The organism is Arthrobacter arnarulunnguaqae (assembly GCF_051262515.1).
Classification (GTDB): domain Bacteria; phylum Actinomycetota; class Actinomycetes; order Actinomycetales; family Micrococcaceae; genus Arthrobacter_N.
Genome location: NZ_JBIMER010000009.1, coordinates 15905 through 30195, shown reverse-complemented (window position 1 = coordinate 30195; position 14291 = coordinate 15905). Strand labels below are relative to the sequence as shown.

General features: G+C 67.0%; 12 protein-coding genes and 1 tRNA gene. 5 read left to right on the top strand and 8 right to left on the bottom strand.

From position 1 onward, the window contains the following. Positions 1-52 precede the first annotated feature (52 nt). Genes ACHAAJ_RS09965 through ACHAAJ_RS09955 form a run of 3 tightly spaced genes read left to right on the top strand, consistent with a single transcriptional unit; the run spans position 53 to position 1667 of the window. The gene (locus ACHAAJ_RS09965; RefSeq protein ID WP_435727969.1) at positions 53-847 is read left to right on the top strand and encodes a class E sortase; all 795 of its coding nucleotides are present in this window, start codon (positions 53-55) and stop codon (positions 845-847) included. Positions 848-855: 8 nt separating this feature from the next. Beyond that, positions 856-1026, top strand: a complete 171-nt coding sequence (locus ACHAAJ_RS09960; RefSeq protein WP_435727968.1) for a hypothetical protein — start codon at positions 856-858, stop codon at positions 1024-1026. Next, positions 1023-1667 carry an anthranilate synthase component II gene (locus ACHAAJ_RS09955; protein ID WP_435727966.1) on the top strand — a complete coding sequence of 215 codons (645 nt, stop codon included), beginning with the start codon at positions 1023-1025 and terminating at the stop codon, positions 1665-1667. Before ACHAAJ_RS09960 ends, ACHAAJ_RS09955 begins: the two co-directional genes overlap by 4 nt. Positions 1668-1694: 27 nt before the next feature. Here the strand turns inward: ACHAAJ_RS09955 and pknB are convergent, their stop codons facing one another. From pknB to ACHAAJ_RS09920, 7 genes are read right to left on the bottom strand one after another with little or no spacing between them, the layout of a single operon-like run. Further along, positions 1695-3725, bottom strand: coding sequence for a Stk1 family PASTA domain-containing Ser/Thr kinase (gene pknB, locus ACHAAJ_RS09950; protein ID WP_435727964.1), 2031 nt, complete (start codon positions 3723-3725; stop codon positions 1695-1697). Positions 3726-3747: 22 nt separating this feature from the next. Further along, positions 3748-5673: a protein kinase domain-containing protein gene (locus tag ACHAAJ_RS09945; RefSeq protein WP_435727962.1), complete on the bottom strand. Its 1926-nt coding sequence runs from the start codon at positions 5671-5673 to the stop codon at positions 3748-3750. Beyond that, complete coding sequence (locus ACHAAJ_RS09940; RefSeq protein ID WP_435727960.1) at positions 5670-7115, bottom strand: peptidoglycan D,D-transpeptidase FtsI family protein; 1446 nt, start codon at positions 7113-7115, stop codon at positions 5670-5672. Before ACHAAJ_RS09940 ends, ACHAAJ_RS09945 begins: the two co-directional genes overlap by 4 nt. After that, complete coding sequence (locus ACHAAJ_RS09935) at positions 7112-8542, bottom strand: FtsW/RodA/SpoVE family cell cycle protein (protein WP_435727958.1); 1431 nt, start codon at positions 8540-8542, stop codon at positions 7112-7114. Before ACHAAJ_RS09935 ends, ACHAAJ_RS09940 begins: the two co-directional genes overlap by 4 nt. Further along, a complete protein-coding gene (locus tag ACHAAJ_RS09930; protein WP_435727956.1) occupies positions 8539-9951 on the bottom strand; it encodes a PP2C family protein-serine/threonine phosphatase in 1413 nt (470 codons plus the stop codon). The genes ACHAAJ_RS09935 and ACHAAJ_RS09930 overlap by 4 nt, the downstream gene beginning before the upstream one ends. A 1-nt stretch (position 9952) precedes the next feature. Further along, on the bottom strand, positions 9953-10435 hold the full coding sequence (locus ACHAAJ_RS09925; RefSeq protein ID WP_435727955.1) for an FHA domain-containing protein FhaB/FipA: 483 nt from the start codon (positions 10433-10435) through the stop codon (positions 9953-9955). Then, on the bottom strand, positions 10432-11166 hold the full coding sequence (locus ACHAAJ_RS09920) for an FHA domain-containing protein (protein ID WP_435727954.1): 735 nt from the start codon (positions 11164-11166) through the stop codon (positions 10432-10434). Before ACHAAJ_RS09920 ends, ACHAAJ_RS09925 begins: the two co-directional genes overlap by 4 nt. Positions 11167-11470: 304 nt before the next feature. Here ACHAAJ_RS09920 and ACHAAJ_RS09915 point away from each other — a divergent pair. After that, a tRNA-Leu gene (locus ACHAAJ_RS09915) sits at positions 11471-11554 on the top strand. A 707-nt stretch (positions 11555-12261) separates the two neighbouring features. After that, the gene (gene phtC, locus ACHAAJ_RS09910; RefSeq protein WP_435727953.1) at positions 12262-12999 is read left to right on the top strand and encodes a 3,4-dihydroxyphthalate decarboxylase; all 738 of its coding nucleotides are present in this window, start codon (positions 12262-12264) and stop codon (positions 12997-12999) included. 327 nt (positions 13000-13326) lie between these two features. Here phtC and ACHAAJ_RS09905 read toward each other — a convergent pair whose 3' ends face one another. After that, positions 13327-14082, bottom strand: coding sequence for an IclR family transcriptional regulator (locus ACHAAJ_RS09905; protein WP_435727951.1), 756 nt, complete (start codon positions 14080-14082; stop codon positions 13327-13329). Between the last annotated feature and the right edge of the window lie 209 nt (positions 14083-14291).

Here is a 14291-nt window from a genome sequence, read left to right as displayed (position 1 = left end):
AGGGACCTCGACCATTGGACCGCGGGGCGCGCCACCGAACCGAAGGAGAACCGTGCCCGCAGAGCCCACGCGCGGTCGGACCGGCATCGCCCGGCGGGCCATCGGCGTCGTCGGCGAGCTCCTGATCACGGCGGGGCTATTGCTCCTGCTATTCGTCGCCTGGCAACTGTGGTGGACGAATCTGGAGGCGGACCGGAAACAGGAGGCGGCCACCACGGCCCTGGCACGGGAGTTCGGCGACGTGGCGGTGGCCGGACTGGTTCCGGAGACGCGGGAAGGGGACGACCCGGAAGCGGCTGCATGGTCGGACCGCGCCGAGTTCGGCGAACCGCCCAAAGCACGGCGCGCGCTGGACGGCTCCACCTTTGCGATCATGTACATCCCACGCTTTGGCGAGGATTTCGCCCGGCCGGTGACCCGCGGCGTTGGGCCGGATGTCCTGGATAGTCTCGGAATTGGCCACTATCCCTCCACACAAATGCCGGGCGAACCGGGAAATTTCGCGGTTGCCGCTCACCGGCAGACGCATGGCGGGGTCTTCCGAGGCATCGACCGGTTGCGCGTCGGCGACCGGATCCACGTGCAGACGTCCGAGGGCTACTACACCTATGCGTACCGCAGCACCGAGATCGTCCATCCGACGCAAACGGAGGTCCTGCTTCCCGTTCCGCACCGTCCGGACGCCGTGCCGGAGGCCCCGCTCCTGACGCTGACCAGCTGCGATCCGCCCTTCAGCACGGCCATGCGGATCGTCTCCTACGCGGAGTTGGAATCGTGGCGGCCTTCGTCGGCCGGTCCACCGGCAGCCATAGCCGACGCCGTCGCGGCCACCGTGGCCGGGAAGTAGGGGACGCCATGTACGCCTGGATCTTCCGGCACCTGCCCGGCCGGCTCTGGACACGGGTTCTCATTTCGCTGTTGCTGATTGTCGCCGTCATACTTGTCCTGATGGAATACGTCTTCCCGTGGGCCAACCAATTCAGCCCATGGACCGATTCGACGATTGGCCTGGTGCTCCCGCGATGACCGCCCCCGCACGGATCCTCGTGATCGACAACTACGACAGCTTCGTCTACACCCTGGTGGGCTACCTCCAGGAACTCGGCGCGGAAACCACGGTCGTCCGGAACGACGACGTGACGCTCGCCGAGGCGATCGAGCTGGCAGCCAGCCGCGACGGTGTCCTCGTGTCGCCCGGACCGGGCACTCCCGCGGACGCCGGAGTGTGCGTGGAGATGATCAAGTGGTGCGGCGTCGAATCGAAACCGATGCTCGGCGTGTGCCTGGGGCACCAGGCCCTGGCCGAGGCGTATGGCGGCGTCGTGACGCATGCCGAGGAACTGATGCACGGCAAGACGTCGCTGATCCACCACGGCGGCCACCCGGTCTTCCACGACGTGGCGGACCCGTTCACGGCCACTCGCTACCACTCGTTGGCCGCCGTGCGGGACACCGTCCCGGACGTGCTGGAGATTATCGCGGAGACCGGCGAGGGCGTGGTGATGGGGCTCGCGCACCGGGACGCGCCGCTGTGGGGCGTGCAATTCCACCCCGAATCCGTGCTCACGGAGGGCGGGTACCAGATGCTGGGGAACTGGCTCGAGTCCCTGGGCGTCCGCGGGGCAGCGGCCAAGGCGGCCACCCTGAGCCCGCTCATCAAGGAGTAGCCGACCCACGAACGCCCCGCCTCGCGGCTACGGCTGCTGGCCGGGCGCCTCGCTGGCGTTTCCGCGGCCGGAGTTCCCTGGTCCCCCTGCGTTGTCGGGTCCCCCCGCATTGCCTGCGTTGCCGTTGCCCTCGTTGTCCGGTTCGTCGGAGCCCGCCGGCGGGCTGGAGTCGGCGGGGGCGCTGGACGCGGGGGCGCTGGGCGGGGGGGGTTCGCTCGGAGCGGGTTCCACCGGTGCGTCGGGCTCTTTTGTGACGGTGATGACGACCGTTCCGCCCTGTTCGAGAGAGGTCCCGGCCTCCGGCTGCTGCTTCGTGATCGTACCGGGCTCCAACACCGTGTTCTCCACCTCGACGACGTTTGGGGAAAGTCCCACGGCCTCGTCGGCCAGGGCCTTGCGCGCCTGTTCCAGCGTGAGGTCCAGGAGGTTGGGCACAAACACCTCGCCGGTGGACAACACCAGATCCACGCTGCTGCCCGCCTTGACCTGCTCCCCGAGCTTCGGATTGGTGGCGATGAGCCGGTCGGCGCGCACGCTCGCGCTGTTCTCCTGTGTCACGTCGCCGACCCTCAGCCCCAGCTCCTCGAGGACGCGCGTCACGGACGCTTCCGTCTGCCCCGCGAGGTCCTGCGGCAACGTCGCCTGTTCCGGCCCCTTGGAGATCAACAACCGGACCCGGCTACCGACGGGGGCCTGCTGGGACGCCGCGGGGTCCGTGCCGACAGCCATGCCCTCGGGCGCGGAATCGTCGAAGACCTCCTCCGCTGCGGGCACCAAATTCACGGCCATCAGCGCGTTTTGGGCCCGCGTCTGGTCCATGGAGGCGACGCTGGGCACGGCGACTGAGGCGTTCCGTGCGAGTTCCTGTTGGTTCCAGTTCCAGAAAAGCCACGCTCCGACACCGATAACCAGCAGCGTAATCACCGAGAACACGGTGATCCAGGCCCGACGCCGGCTGGTTTCGTAGCGCCTTCGCTCCGCCAGCTCGCCGTTCGGGTGAGGGTGTCCGGGATCCTCCATGATCCCCAGCGCACCGGTTGCGGGGCCTCCCGCGGGCGCGTCGGCGGCGCCGCCCGCCGCCACCGACGGGGCGAAGGCGGAGGCGAGCGTCTGGGTGGGGTTGTCTTCGACGGTGTCGAGCGCCCGGGTGGAGGCAGCGGAGACGGCCAGGGCCGTGGTCGCGTCGCCGCGGTCCCCGGGAACCGGCGTTCCGGCAGCCGCGGCCGCAAGTGCCTTGGCGAACGCGTCGGCGTCCTGGTAGCGGTCGTCGCGGTCCTTGCGCAGGGCGAGCGCGACGATGCGGTCCAACTGAGGCCCGACGTCGGAATTCAGTTCGCTGGGCGGGGGCGCCTCTTCGCTGACGTGCTGGTAGGCCACGGAGACCGGACTGTCGCCGACAAAGGGCGGACGGCCGGTGAGGAGTTCGTAGAGCAGACAGCCGGCGGAGTAGAGGTCACTCCGGGCGTCGACGCTCTCGCCGCGCGCTTGTTCGGGGGAGAGGTACTGGGCCGTTCCCACGACGGCCTGCGTCTGCGTCATGGTCGCCGCCGAGTCGGCGAGGGCGCGGGCTATCCCGAAGTCCATGACCTTGATCGCACCGTCGGCCGTGACCATGACGTTGGCGGGCTTGATGTCCCGGTGGACGATCCCCTTGCGGTGGCTGTAGGCCAGCGCCGTCAGGACCCCGAGGGTGTGGCGAACCGACGATTCGACCGTGAGCTCGCCCGAGCGCACCAGATCGCGCAGGGTCCGCCCGTGCACGTATTCCATGACGATGAACGGCGCCCGGACATCGTGTTCCTGGGCGTTGGGTGACTCCTCCTCGCCCGTGTCGTACACGGCGACGATGGAGGGGTGGTTCAATCCGGCGACGGCCTTCGCCTCGCGGCGGAAACGGCTCTGGAACACCGGGTCCCGGGCGAGGTCCCGACGCAGCAACTTGATGGCCACCTCGCGGCCGAGACGAACGTCGGTGCCCTGGTGCACGTCGGCCATGCCGCCGCGGCCAATCAGGTCGCCGACGGCGTAACGGTCGTTGAGAATGCGGGGTTCAGTCACGTGGTTCCTCTGGATGCCGTTCCTAGCCGTCGGCCGGTGGGGACAGCTCGGGCAGGATGCTCGAGCTCGCCGGCGCGGCTGAAGGCTCCGTGCTGTCGGCCGCCGGCGGCGTGGGGGTGGGCGTTGGCGTGGGCGTCGGCGTGGGCGTCGGCGTGGGTGTCGGGCTTTCGGAGGGTCCCTCCGACAGGGTGAGTGCGACCTCCGAGCCCGGGTCCACGTCCTGGCCCTCACCGGGATCGACGGACACGACGGTTCCCTCCGGTTGGTCGCTGGCGGTCGTGCCGGAGGACACGGGGATCAGCCCGGCGTTGCGGATCGAGGCCGCGGCCTCCTGTTCGCTTTGACCGACGAGACCGGACGGCACGGTCGCCTGCTCTTCCTCCTCCGGCGGGACCGCGTAGACGAGGTTGATGGTCTCCCCGCGGGTGCGCTCTCCGGTGGGCGAGACCGCCAGAACGGTGTTCTCGGGTTGCTCGCTTTCCTGCGGTTCCGTGGTCACCTCGAAGCCGAGCGCCACGAGGTCCGCGCGGGCTTCCTCCAACATCCTGCCGAGGTAGGCGTTCTCGCTCACCGTGATGGTTTCCGGCGCGGCGGTGGTGGCCGGGGCGGAAGTCGCCGGCGCGCTGGTCGAGGACGGCGCCGAGGATGACGAAGACGAGGACGACGACGAGGAGCTGGCCGGCGACGAGGGTGCGGACGACGTCGGTTCATCGTCGCCCGCGGGGATCAACGGCAGCAGCAACGCGCCGAGGACGGCGAACAGGATCAGGGCCACAAGCGCGATCAAGGGCCAGGTCCAGGGGCTCCTACGCCGCTTGACGGGCTCTTCATCGGCGACTTCCGCGGCCTCGTCGTCGTTCGCGTCCGGGTTCCAGCGCCGACTGGCCCCGACGACGGAATCGAAATTTCCGCCCTGCGAGGCGGCTGCTGCACCGGCCGCCGCGCCGGCCGCACCCGCTGCCCCGGCCCCGGCCACGGTCGGCAAGGCGCTGGTGCTGGGGGCGCGGTTCGAGCCACCCGGCGTCGGATTGGCACGCGTGGCGATGTCGTCGGAGGAAACGGCTGCGGTGGGGGCCGTTTCCGCGTTGAACAGGAGCATCCCGGGGACCGCGGCCTCTGCGGCCCGGATGTTTCCGGCTCGGATGGCCTCCGCGGCCTCTGCCAGTTTCGTGGCGTTTGCGGGACGGTCCTCCGGGCTCTTGGAGAGCATGGACATGATGAGGGCGCGGACCGGCGCGGGGATGGACTCCGGTAGTGGCGGCGGCGAATCGTTCACCTGCGCGAGGGCGATCGCGATCTGGGATTCGCCGGAGAACGGACGCCTCCCGGCGAGGCATTCGTACCCGATGACGCCGAGCGAATAGATGTCCGAAGAGCCGGTGGCCTGCTGACCGGTGGCCTGTTCCGGGGCGAGGTACTGGGCGGTGCCCATGACCTGGCCGGTGGCGGTGAGCGGAACCTGGTCCGCGATGCGAGCGATGCCGAAGTCGGTGATCTTCACGCGGCCGTCCGGGAGGATCAGCAGGTTCCCGGGCTTCACGTCGCGGTGCACCAGCCCCTGGGCGTGGGCGGCCGCCAGGGCGCGCGCGGTCTGCCCGACGATGGACAGCGTACGGTCCGGCGACAGCACCTTCTCGCGTTCGATGACGGAGGAAAGGGGCGGCCCCGGGACCAGCTCCATCACGAGGTAGGCGGAACCGCCCTCCTCGCCGTAGTCGAAGACGTTGGCTATCCCGTTGTGGTTCAGCAGAGCGGTGTGGCGGGCCTCCGCACGGAAACGCTGGAGGAACCCGGGATCGCCCGTGTACTCCTCCTTGAGGACCTTGATGGCCACGATGCGTCCGAGGATCTGGTCCTTGGCCTTCCAGACTTCACCCATGCCACCGATGGCGATGCGGTCCGTCAGTTGGAACCGTCCGCCCAGGGTGATTCCTGATGTTGGCCTCACTTGTTGAACACCGCCTCTAGGATCTTTTTCATGTTGGGACTGGTGAGCGTGCTTCCGGTCGGGTATTCGACCTTCTCGATGACGATCGTGACCGCCACCTCTGGATTGTCGGCGGGAGCGAACCCGGTGATCCAGGAGTTCACGAGACCGGAGTCGCCGATCTCTGCGGTACCGGTCTTGGCTGCGATGTCCAGCCCGGGGATGTCCGCGGCGGCCGCCGTCCCGCCGTCGAGCGGACCGCGCATCAGCTCCGTGACCTGCTCGGCGACCTCCGGGGTGGTGGCCGTGCTGAACTCCTCGGGTGTGCTCTCGCTCAGGACCCGTAGATCCGGCGCGACCACCTTGCGCACCAGGTTGGGCTTCATGATGACACCGTCGTTCGCGATACCCATGGCAACCATGTTCATCTGCAGCGGAGTGACCTTGACGTCGAACTGGCCGATCGCCGATTGCGCCAGCTGGGCGTCGTTGAGGTCCGGAGGGAAGACGCTCGGGGTGACCCGGAGCGGCACCTGAAGCTGTTGGCCGAAACCGAAGCGTTCGGTGACGTCACGCAGGGCGTCCTGGCCAACCTTCTGGCTCATCTCCACGAAGGGCGTGTTGCAGCTCTGCGCCATGATGAAATCCAGCCTGGCCCGTGGCTGCTGGGTGCAGATGCCCTCGCCGAAGTTGCTCAGTTCCGCGGTGGTGCCCGGCAGGGTGACCTTGGATGGGTTGTCGATCACCGTGTCGAGGTCGTACTCCCCGGATTCGAGCGCGGCGACGACGTCGAGCACCTTGAACGTGGAGCCGGGGGCGATCAGGTGGCCGATGGCGGGGTTGATGTTCGGGCTCAGGCCCGGTGTTTTCAGGATCTCGTCCATGTTGGCCTGTGCCTGGCCGGTGCTGTGGATGGCGAGGTCGTTGGTGTCGTAGGACGGTTTGGAGACCATGGCCTTGATGTCGCCGCTGGACGGGTCGGACACGATCGCCGTGGCCTGGACGCCGTCGGGCAGGATGTCGTAGACGGCCTTCTGCAGCTCGGAGTCGATGGTCAGCTCCACGGAGGCGCCCTCGTTGGTCCCGCCGGACAGCAGCGCGATCATGCGGTCGTAGAACTGGCTGTCGCTCTGGCCCGACAGTTCCTCGTTCATGGCGAACTCGAGGTGGCGGGAACCGAACGCGAGCGAGTAGAACCCCGTGAGGTGCGAGTAGAGCTTCGGATCGTTGTAGACGCGCTGGTAGTCGAACTGACCGTCGGCGTCCACGGATTCGGCAATCGGTTCCCCGTCCACGAGGATCGCACCGCGCGGGAGGTCGAAGTCGCGGAAGAGCTGGCGGTTGTTCAGCGAGTTGGACGTGAGGTCCGCCGCGGCGAAGAACTGGATGTAGCTCAGCGCGCCGAGCACCAGCACGAACATCAGCATCACGGAGATCCATACGTTGCGAATGGCCTGGTTCATGCCGGTCCTCGCTTGCCGACCGGTTTGCCGGCCCTTTTCGTGTCGGGACCCTTTTTGCCCACGGAGGGAGCGGAAGTCGCCCGCTCCAGGTCGGTCATCGGCCCGCTGGCCGCTGGCCGCCGTGCGTTGTGTGAGACCAGGAGCAGCAGGGCGACGATGATCCAGTTGGAAAGCATCGCGGATCCTCCGGCGGACATGAACGGCGTGGTCAGCCCGGTCAGCGGGATCAGCCGGGTGACGCCGCCCATCACGACGAAGCACTGCAGGCCGATCGTGAAGGACAGGCCCGCGGCGAGCATCTTGCCGAAGGCGTCGCGGGTGCCCAACGCGGCGCGGATTCCGCGGCTGACCAGTAGCACGTAGAGCAGGATGACGGCGGTGAGCCCGATCAGGCCGAGTTCCTCGCCCAGCGCCGCGACGATCATGTCCGAGTTGGCGAGGGGCACGAAGTCGGGGCGGCCGTTCCCGATTCCGGTGCCGGCCAGCCCTCCGTTGGCGAGGCCGAACAACCCTTGTACGATCTGCCGGCTGCCTCCGAACTGGCGGTCGTAGATTTCGGGGTCGAATGCGTTGATCCAGGAGTCCATGCGCAGTGAGACGTGCGACATGAAACGGGCCGCCAGGACGCCGGCCACGGCGATCATGCCCAGGCCGATCACGATCCAGCTGATGCGAGCGGTGGCGACGTAGATCATCACCATGAACAGGCCGAAGAACAGGATCGAAGAACCCAGGTCGCGCTGGAACACCAGCACGCCGATGCTCACCAGCCAGGCCACGACCATCGGTCCGAGGTCGCGGGCGCGGGGAAACTGCATGGGTCCGAACTTGCGGCCGGCCAAAAGGATCAGGTCCCTGTTGCTGGAGAGGTATCCCGCGAAGAAGATCGACAGCGTGATCTTCGCGAGTTCGCCGGGCTGGAAGGAGAACGGGCCGAGGCCCACCCAGATACGGGCGCCGTTGATCTCCAGCCCGAGCCCCGGAATCAGCGGCATGAGCAGGAGGATGGCGCTCACGGCCAGGAAGATATAGGTGGCCCGGCGCAGGACCCGGTGGTCGCGGATGGCCCACAGCGTGATCATGGCAGCGGTCATGGCCACGCCGGTCCACAGGAGCTGCCGGGTAGCCGCGTTGTCGTCGTTGACCAGGTCCAGGCGGTGGATCATGGCCAGTCCGATCCCGTTGAGCGCGACCACGCAGGGCAGGATGATCGGGTCCGCGTACTTGGCCCAGATGCGCAGCACGACGTGCATGGCGATGGCGAGGCCGGCGAGGATGCCGCCCTGGGTCGCGAAATCAGGGTCCAGCCCGTCGGGATTGCTCAGGCTCACCAGGTAGTTGGCGCCTACGGCCACGGCAAGTGCCAGAACGAGAAGGAAAAGCTCGGTGTTGCGGCGGGCGACCGGGGCTGTCTGGAGATCCGTCATGGTGCCACCTCCTCGCAGTAGCTGGGCAGGGTGGGCGGCGCGTCGCCGGACTCGGGCGCGCTGGGAACGATGACGGGACATGACTGCTTGGCGGTGATCGTCAATTCGCGGACGATGTCCTGGGCGTGGCCGAGGTCCTTGGCCGGCAGCGACGTCCGCAGGCGTTGCTGGGTGTAGGAGGGCAGGGCTTCGAGCGGTATCGGCGTCACCGTGTCCACGTGGGACAGCTTGATCGGCCCCAGATCCTGGGAGACGCCGTTGAAGATTGCGACGCGGCCACTGTCGTTGCCGACGTAGTACTGCGTCTGCGTCCAGAGGTAGCCCAGACCCAAGACAGACAACAGAATCAGGCCCATGATTGCCATGAAGGCCGGTATCAGCCAGCCGCGGGACGGGGGCCGCATCCGATCGTGGTCCTCCGCGGCGTACCCGTGCGGAGGCGTCGTGGTGGAAGCCTTGTGGGTGAGGATCGCCGCAGCGCGTTTCTCGGCGGAACGCTGCGTGACCACGGGGATCTGGCCCGTGCGGGTCGCCAGCTCGGCGGCGCCGACCAGTGCGTGGGGCCTATGGGATAGTTCGTGGCGGATGACGGCGGCGCTTGCCTCGACGTCGCCGTCGCGCGCGATCTGCAGCATCCCGGTGTCGGGTGCGGATTCGTTGCCCGCCGAGGGAGGCGCACCGGCGTCGTCGTCCTGCGAGACCTCGACGACAACGATCGTGACGTTATCCGGGGAACCGTTGGCGAGGGTGACCTCGACCAGGTCATCGACCGTCTCCTGCAGCGAGGAAGTGCCGCGCATGATCTGTTCTGTGATGGTGTCGGGCACGACGGCGTTGAGTCCGTCGGAGCAAAGCAGCCAACGTTCGCCCGGTTCGACCTCGTACTGCTCGATGTCCAGCTCGGGGCTGGCGTCGGAGTCGCCCAACACGCGCATCAACACGTTCTTGTGCGGGTGGGTTTCCGCCTCCTCCGGGCGCAATCGACCCTCGTCGACGAGTCGCTGGACGAACGTGTGGTCCTTGCTGACCTGTTCGAACACCCCGTTCTTCAGGCGGTAGGCCCGGGAGTCGCCGATATGGGCGTACTGGAAGCGGTCTTCCGTCAACAGCAGCGCCGTGACCGTGGTGCCCATCCCGGAAAGCTTCGGGTTGGCGTTGACCAATTCGTTGAGGATGGAGTTAGCGGTCTGGATTTCGTCCGGCAACACCGTTTCGGCGCCCACCTGGTTCGTGTGGTCCAGATGTACGAGGTCCAGCACGGTGGACGCGGACGCGACATCGCCACCGACGTGACCGCCCATGCCGTCGGCAACCACCGCGAGGTAGCGCCCGGCATAGCCGGAATCGTCGTTCTTGGCGCGGACCTTGCCTACATCGGACCGCGCCGCGAACCGCAACGTGAGGGCCATGCTACGGCCTCAACTCCATGACGGTTTTGCCGATCCGGATGCGCTGCCCCGGGTCAACCGGCTGCGCGCGGGTCAACTGATTCTCGCCCAGGTAGGTGCCATTCGTGGATCCGAGGTCCTCGATGAACCAGCGGCTGCCCTGCGGGAAGAGGCGGGCGTGCCGACCGGAGGCGTAGTCGTCCTCCAAGACCAGCGTTGCCTCTTGGGCACGGCCCAGCAGGATGGGGCTGGCAGCCAGGTCCAGGGTGGTTCCCGCCAGCGGTCCTTCGAGTACGGCCAGCGTCCGAAACGCCTGTTTGGCGGGTTGTTCCGGTTCCGCCGTCGCCTGGGGGTTGTTGCGGGCCTGTCGCGCGCTCGGGGCTCCGGTGCGTTCACGCTTGCCCACGACGAGGTCGCGCCGCAACGCGCCGACGATGCTGAGAATGAGGATCCAGAGAAGGATGAGGAAACCGAGGCGCAGCGCGGTGAGGACTAACTCGGTCACGGGCGGCCTCCAGTGCGTTGGGGCAAGAGTCGGAACGTGATGCGGGTACGGCCCATGGCGACAATCGAACCATCGAAGAGCTCGGCGCGGCCGTCGACCCGCTGGCCGTTGACGTAGCTTCCATTCGTGGATCCGAGGTCAACCGCGAAGACGGATCCGCCCTCCCGGAGGATTTCGACGTGTCGGCGTGAGACGCCCGGGTCGTCCACGGGAATGTCGGCGTCCGAGGCGCGCCCAAGGACGATCGAATCCGCGTTGAGGGCGTAGCGCTGCCCATTGAGATCCAGAACGGGTTGCAGGCCTGCGGGCTGGTGGGCGGGCGCGGCCGGTGTGGCGGGGGCGGCCTTGGCCGGTGCGGCCTCCTTGGAGATCGTTGCCTCCACGGCGAAATGGCCGACCTTCAGGGACCTGTCCTTCCTGAACGAAACGCGGACCGGTCCCTGCAGCGTGTACCGCTGGCTCCTGGCGTGTTCGATGGCCACGTCGCACAGCTCGCCCGCGAGGGGCTCGCCCCATTCGCGTGCCTTGGCGAAGTCGTCCTCGCCGAGCTGGACCGTGAAGACATTGGGCGCCAACGTGCGTCCCTGCGAGAGGGTAAGGGAGCGGGTGTCCATCTCGTGGCGGAGCCGGCTGGCGATCTCCACGGGTTGGACGTCCGCGGAACCGGAGCCCCGGAACACGCTGGTCACCAGCTTTTCCAAGCCGCGCTCAACGTTGTCTACCAAGCCCATGGGCGCCGCTCCTCTCGCTGTCGTTGGTGTTCGCTGTGGACCGCCGCGATGCGCGGCGGAACGGCGGACCGGTTGGCCCGTGCCTTTCCGATACTACTTGCCCCGCCTAGGAATAGGTCCGAGGGGTGCCGAATCACACCCATATGGAAACGTTCGGGATGCCCGTTTTGGTTCCATGCGGTGCGTCGCGGTGCGGGCGGTTGTGGCCCCGCGCACCGGTGGAGTGCCCCGATTAGGCAACCCGCCACGGTGCCGGTTATGATTGATCTCGCTGTTCGGGGGGAAACCTCCGATTCGGTGATTTGCGCGAGTGGCGGAATTGGCAGACGCGCTGGCTTCAGGTGCCAGTGCCCGCAAGGGCGTGGGGGTTCAAGTCCCCCCTCGCGCACAGAGGGATGTTTGTGAAACACGGTATGCCGTGGTTGCGAAACACCCCAAGTGCGAATGGAAAAGCCGGTCATCCCGAGAGGGTGGCCGGTTTTTTCGTGTTCGGGGTGTGGTTGCCGTGCTGCGAGGCGGGATCGGGACGGGGATGGCTCTTGTTGTCCGGACTCCGTCTGCTTTTCGGGCATAACTATGGCGTCAAGGGGTAGGTGTCCCTTGACGCCGTTGCTGGCTATTGAGTTCGGTGGTCGCCTGCCGGGCTACGCGGCGGTATCAGCGGGGGTGCCCGTGTCCGGTGGCGGATCGGTGCGTCCCGGCGCATAGGTGCGCAGGTCGTCGCGCGCGGCGGTGCGTGGTGCGCGACGCTTAGCAACGAGCTTGAGCGGGTTCGCCGGGTCCGGGGCGGGGATGGTGGTCTGCTCACCTCGTTGCCTGACGGATTGACTTTGACCCGGAAACCAAAGGCGGGTGTGAGTTTACAAGCCGGGCCGAACCCCGATGGTCCCAAGCCTGCGGCGATCCTGTCCACGGTCGGCCGCGGCCCTTCGACACCCGCGCCGGCACGCTGGAGGTGTCTATCCCGAAACCGCGCCAGGACTCCCAATTTCCCGATTGACTGCTTGTGCGCCGGCGCCGCGCAGAAGGCGCACTGACGACCGTGCGGCCCAGCCTCGAGGTGGGCCGCACCTCCAACGGATGAGAAGGAAGAGCATGCCGAACAGCTTCAATGAAGAGCGATCGCTTATCGCGGACGCATGCCGTGTACTTGCGAGCCGTGGACTCGCCGACGGGATCCTCGGACACATCAGCCTGCGCGTCGACGAAAAGAGTCTCCTCGTGCGTTGCCGGGGCCCGCGCGAACGAGGCCTCGGCTACACCGAGACCGAAGACATTCGCCTCGTCCGATTCGACGGAACCGAGGCCGCGCCCGGCGAGTTGGACGGTTGGTCCGTGCCGAACGAACTGCCGCTGCACACAGCGGTTCTCAAGGCCCGCGAAGACGTTGCGGCGGTCGTGCACGCACACCCGCCGCGCACCGTCGCAGCCGACCTCGCCGGCATCACGATCCGTCCGATCGTCGGCGCATTCGACATTCCCGGCACTCGGCTCGCGGCAGCGGGTGTGCCCGTATACCCACGGGGCGCGCTTGTGCGTAATCAGTCGCTCGCGGCCGAGATGGTTGCCGCAATGCATGGTCGTCCCGTTCTCGTGCTGAGGGCGCATGGGATCACTAGCGTGGCACCCACTGTCGAGCAGGCCGTGCTCCAGGCGATCAGTGTCGACACGATCGCCGGTCTCTCTATGGACATCCTTTCCGCAGGGGGCACGCTGAGGGATCTCGCCAACGAGGACATGGCCGAACTGCCCGACCTTGGAGCGGGCTTCAACACGGGCACGGCGTGGCGTCACGAGATGGCGCGAATCGACGGTGTCGTCGCGTCCCGCTGACACCCAAATCGTCACCGTCCTGGCGCAGATCTAGTGAGGTGGAAAGGTGCCTGGAACCGGACAGGCGCAAGGGCATGACCTAAACGCCCGGACCGAGTGTCCCTGGGTCCCTGCCTAGGAACCCAGCCTGGTTGACCATCGCGGGTCTTCTCCGGCGACTCTGCAGCGATGTTTAGTCCCGATGTTGCCGTTGTGCGAGGCTGGATCGGGACGGGAAGGCCCTTGTTGTCCGGACTCCGTCTGCTTTTGGTCACGGCTATGGCGTCAAGGGGCGGGTCCCTTGTAGCCGTTGTCCAGCCATGGGCCCGGCCTTTGGCGCTGTCAGGATCAGTTGCTGTTGAACTCGTCCGAGATGGCTTGGGCAGCCTCGCGGAGCAGCGGAACGGCGCGTTCGCCGAAGGATTGGTCCACGCGGGACACCGGTCCGGAGACGGAGATGGCGGAGGGAGTGGGCGCGTTCGGTATGGGCATCGCGAAGCACCGAACCCCCAGCTCTTGCTCCTCCTCATCTATCGAGTAACCCCGTTCCCGAACCAGCTCTAGGTCGGCTAGGAGGCTCTCGACGTCGCTAATGCTCTTCGGAGTGGGAGTTGGCATGCCCGATCGGGCCAGGATCCCGCGGACCACGTCGTCGTCAAGCTGGGCCAGGATAGCTTTGCCCACGCCCGTGTCGTGCGTGTGTGCGCGGCGGCCCACCTCCGTGAACATGCGCATCGAATGCAGGGAAGGGACCTGCGCCACGTAGATCACCATGTCCGAGTCGAGGACGGCCATATTCGAGGTCTCCCCCAGCCTGTCCACTAGTGTTTTCAGTTGCGGTCGGGCTACGGCGCCGAGCTGCTTGTTCGCTCCTTCGCCCAACCGGATCAACCGCGGACCCAAGGCGTACCGCCGGTTCGGCAACTGGCGGATATAGCCCAGTGATACCAAGGTGCGGAGAAGGCGGTGGATGGTCGGCAGTGGCAGATCTGTGGATGAAGCCAACTCGCTGAGTGTGGCGTCGCCTCCCGCGTCGGTGATCAGTTCCAAGAGTTCGAAGACCCGCTCAACGGACTGGACGCCTCTGCGGGCTTGCTCAGTCATCTAGCTGCTCCTGTGGCTCGGTTTCTGACAACACTTGTCCGCATCGTGAAAAGATGTTTGATCCTTCAAGATACCTCAAAGAGAAGCTTGCCAGCCGGTTGAGGACCGTCGCACTTCACCGCCGCCATCGACGTGGCCACGGCTGGCAGCGCCACCCGGGTGGCCGCAGCCGCGTCACCTTTTCACTCGACGGGATAGAGGGACCGCGG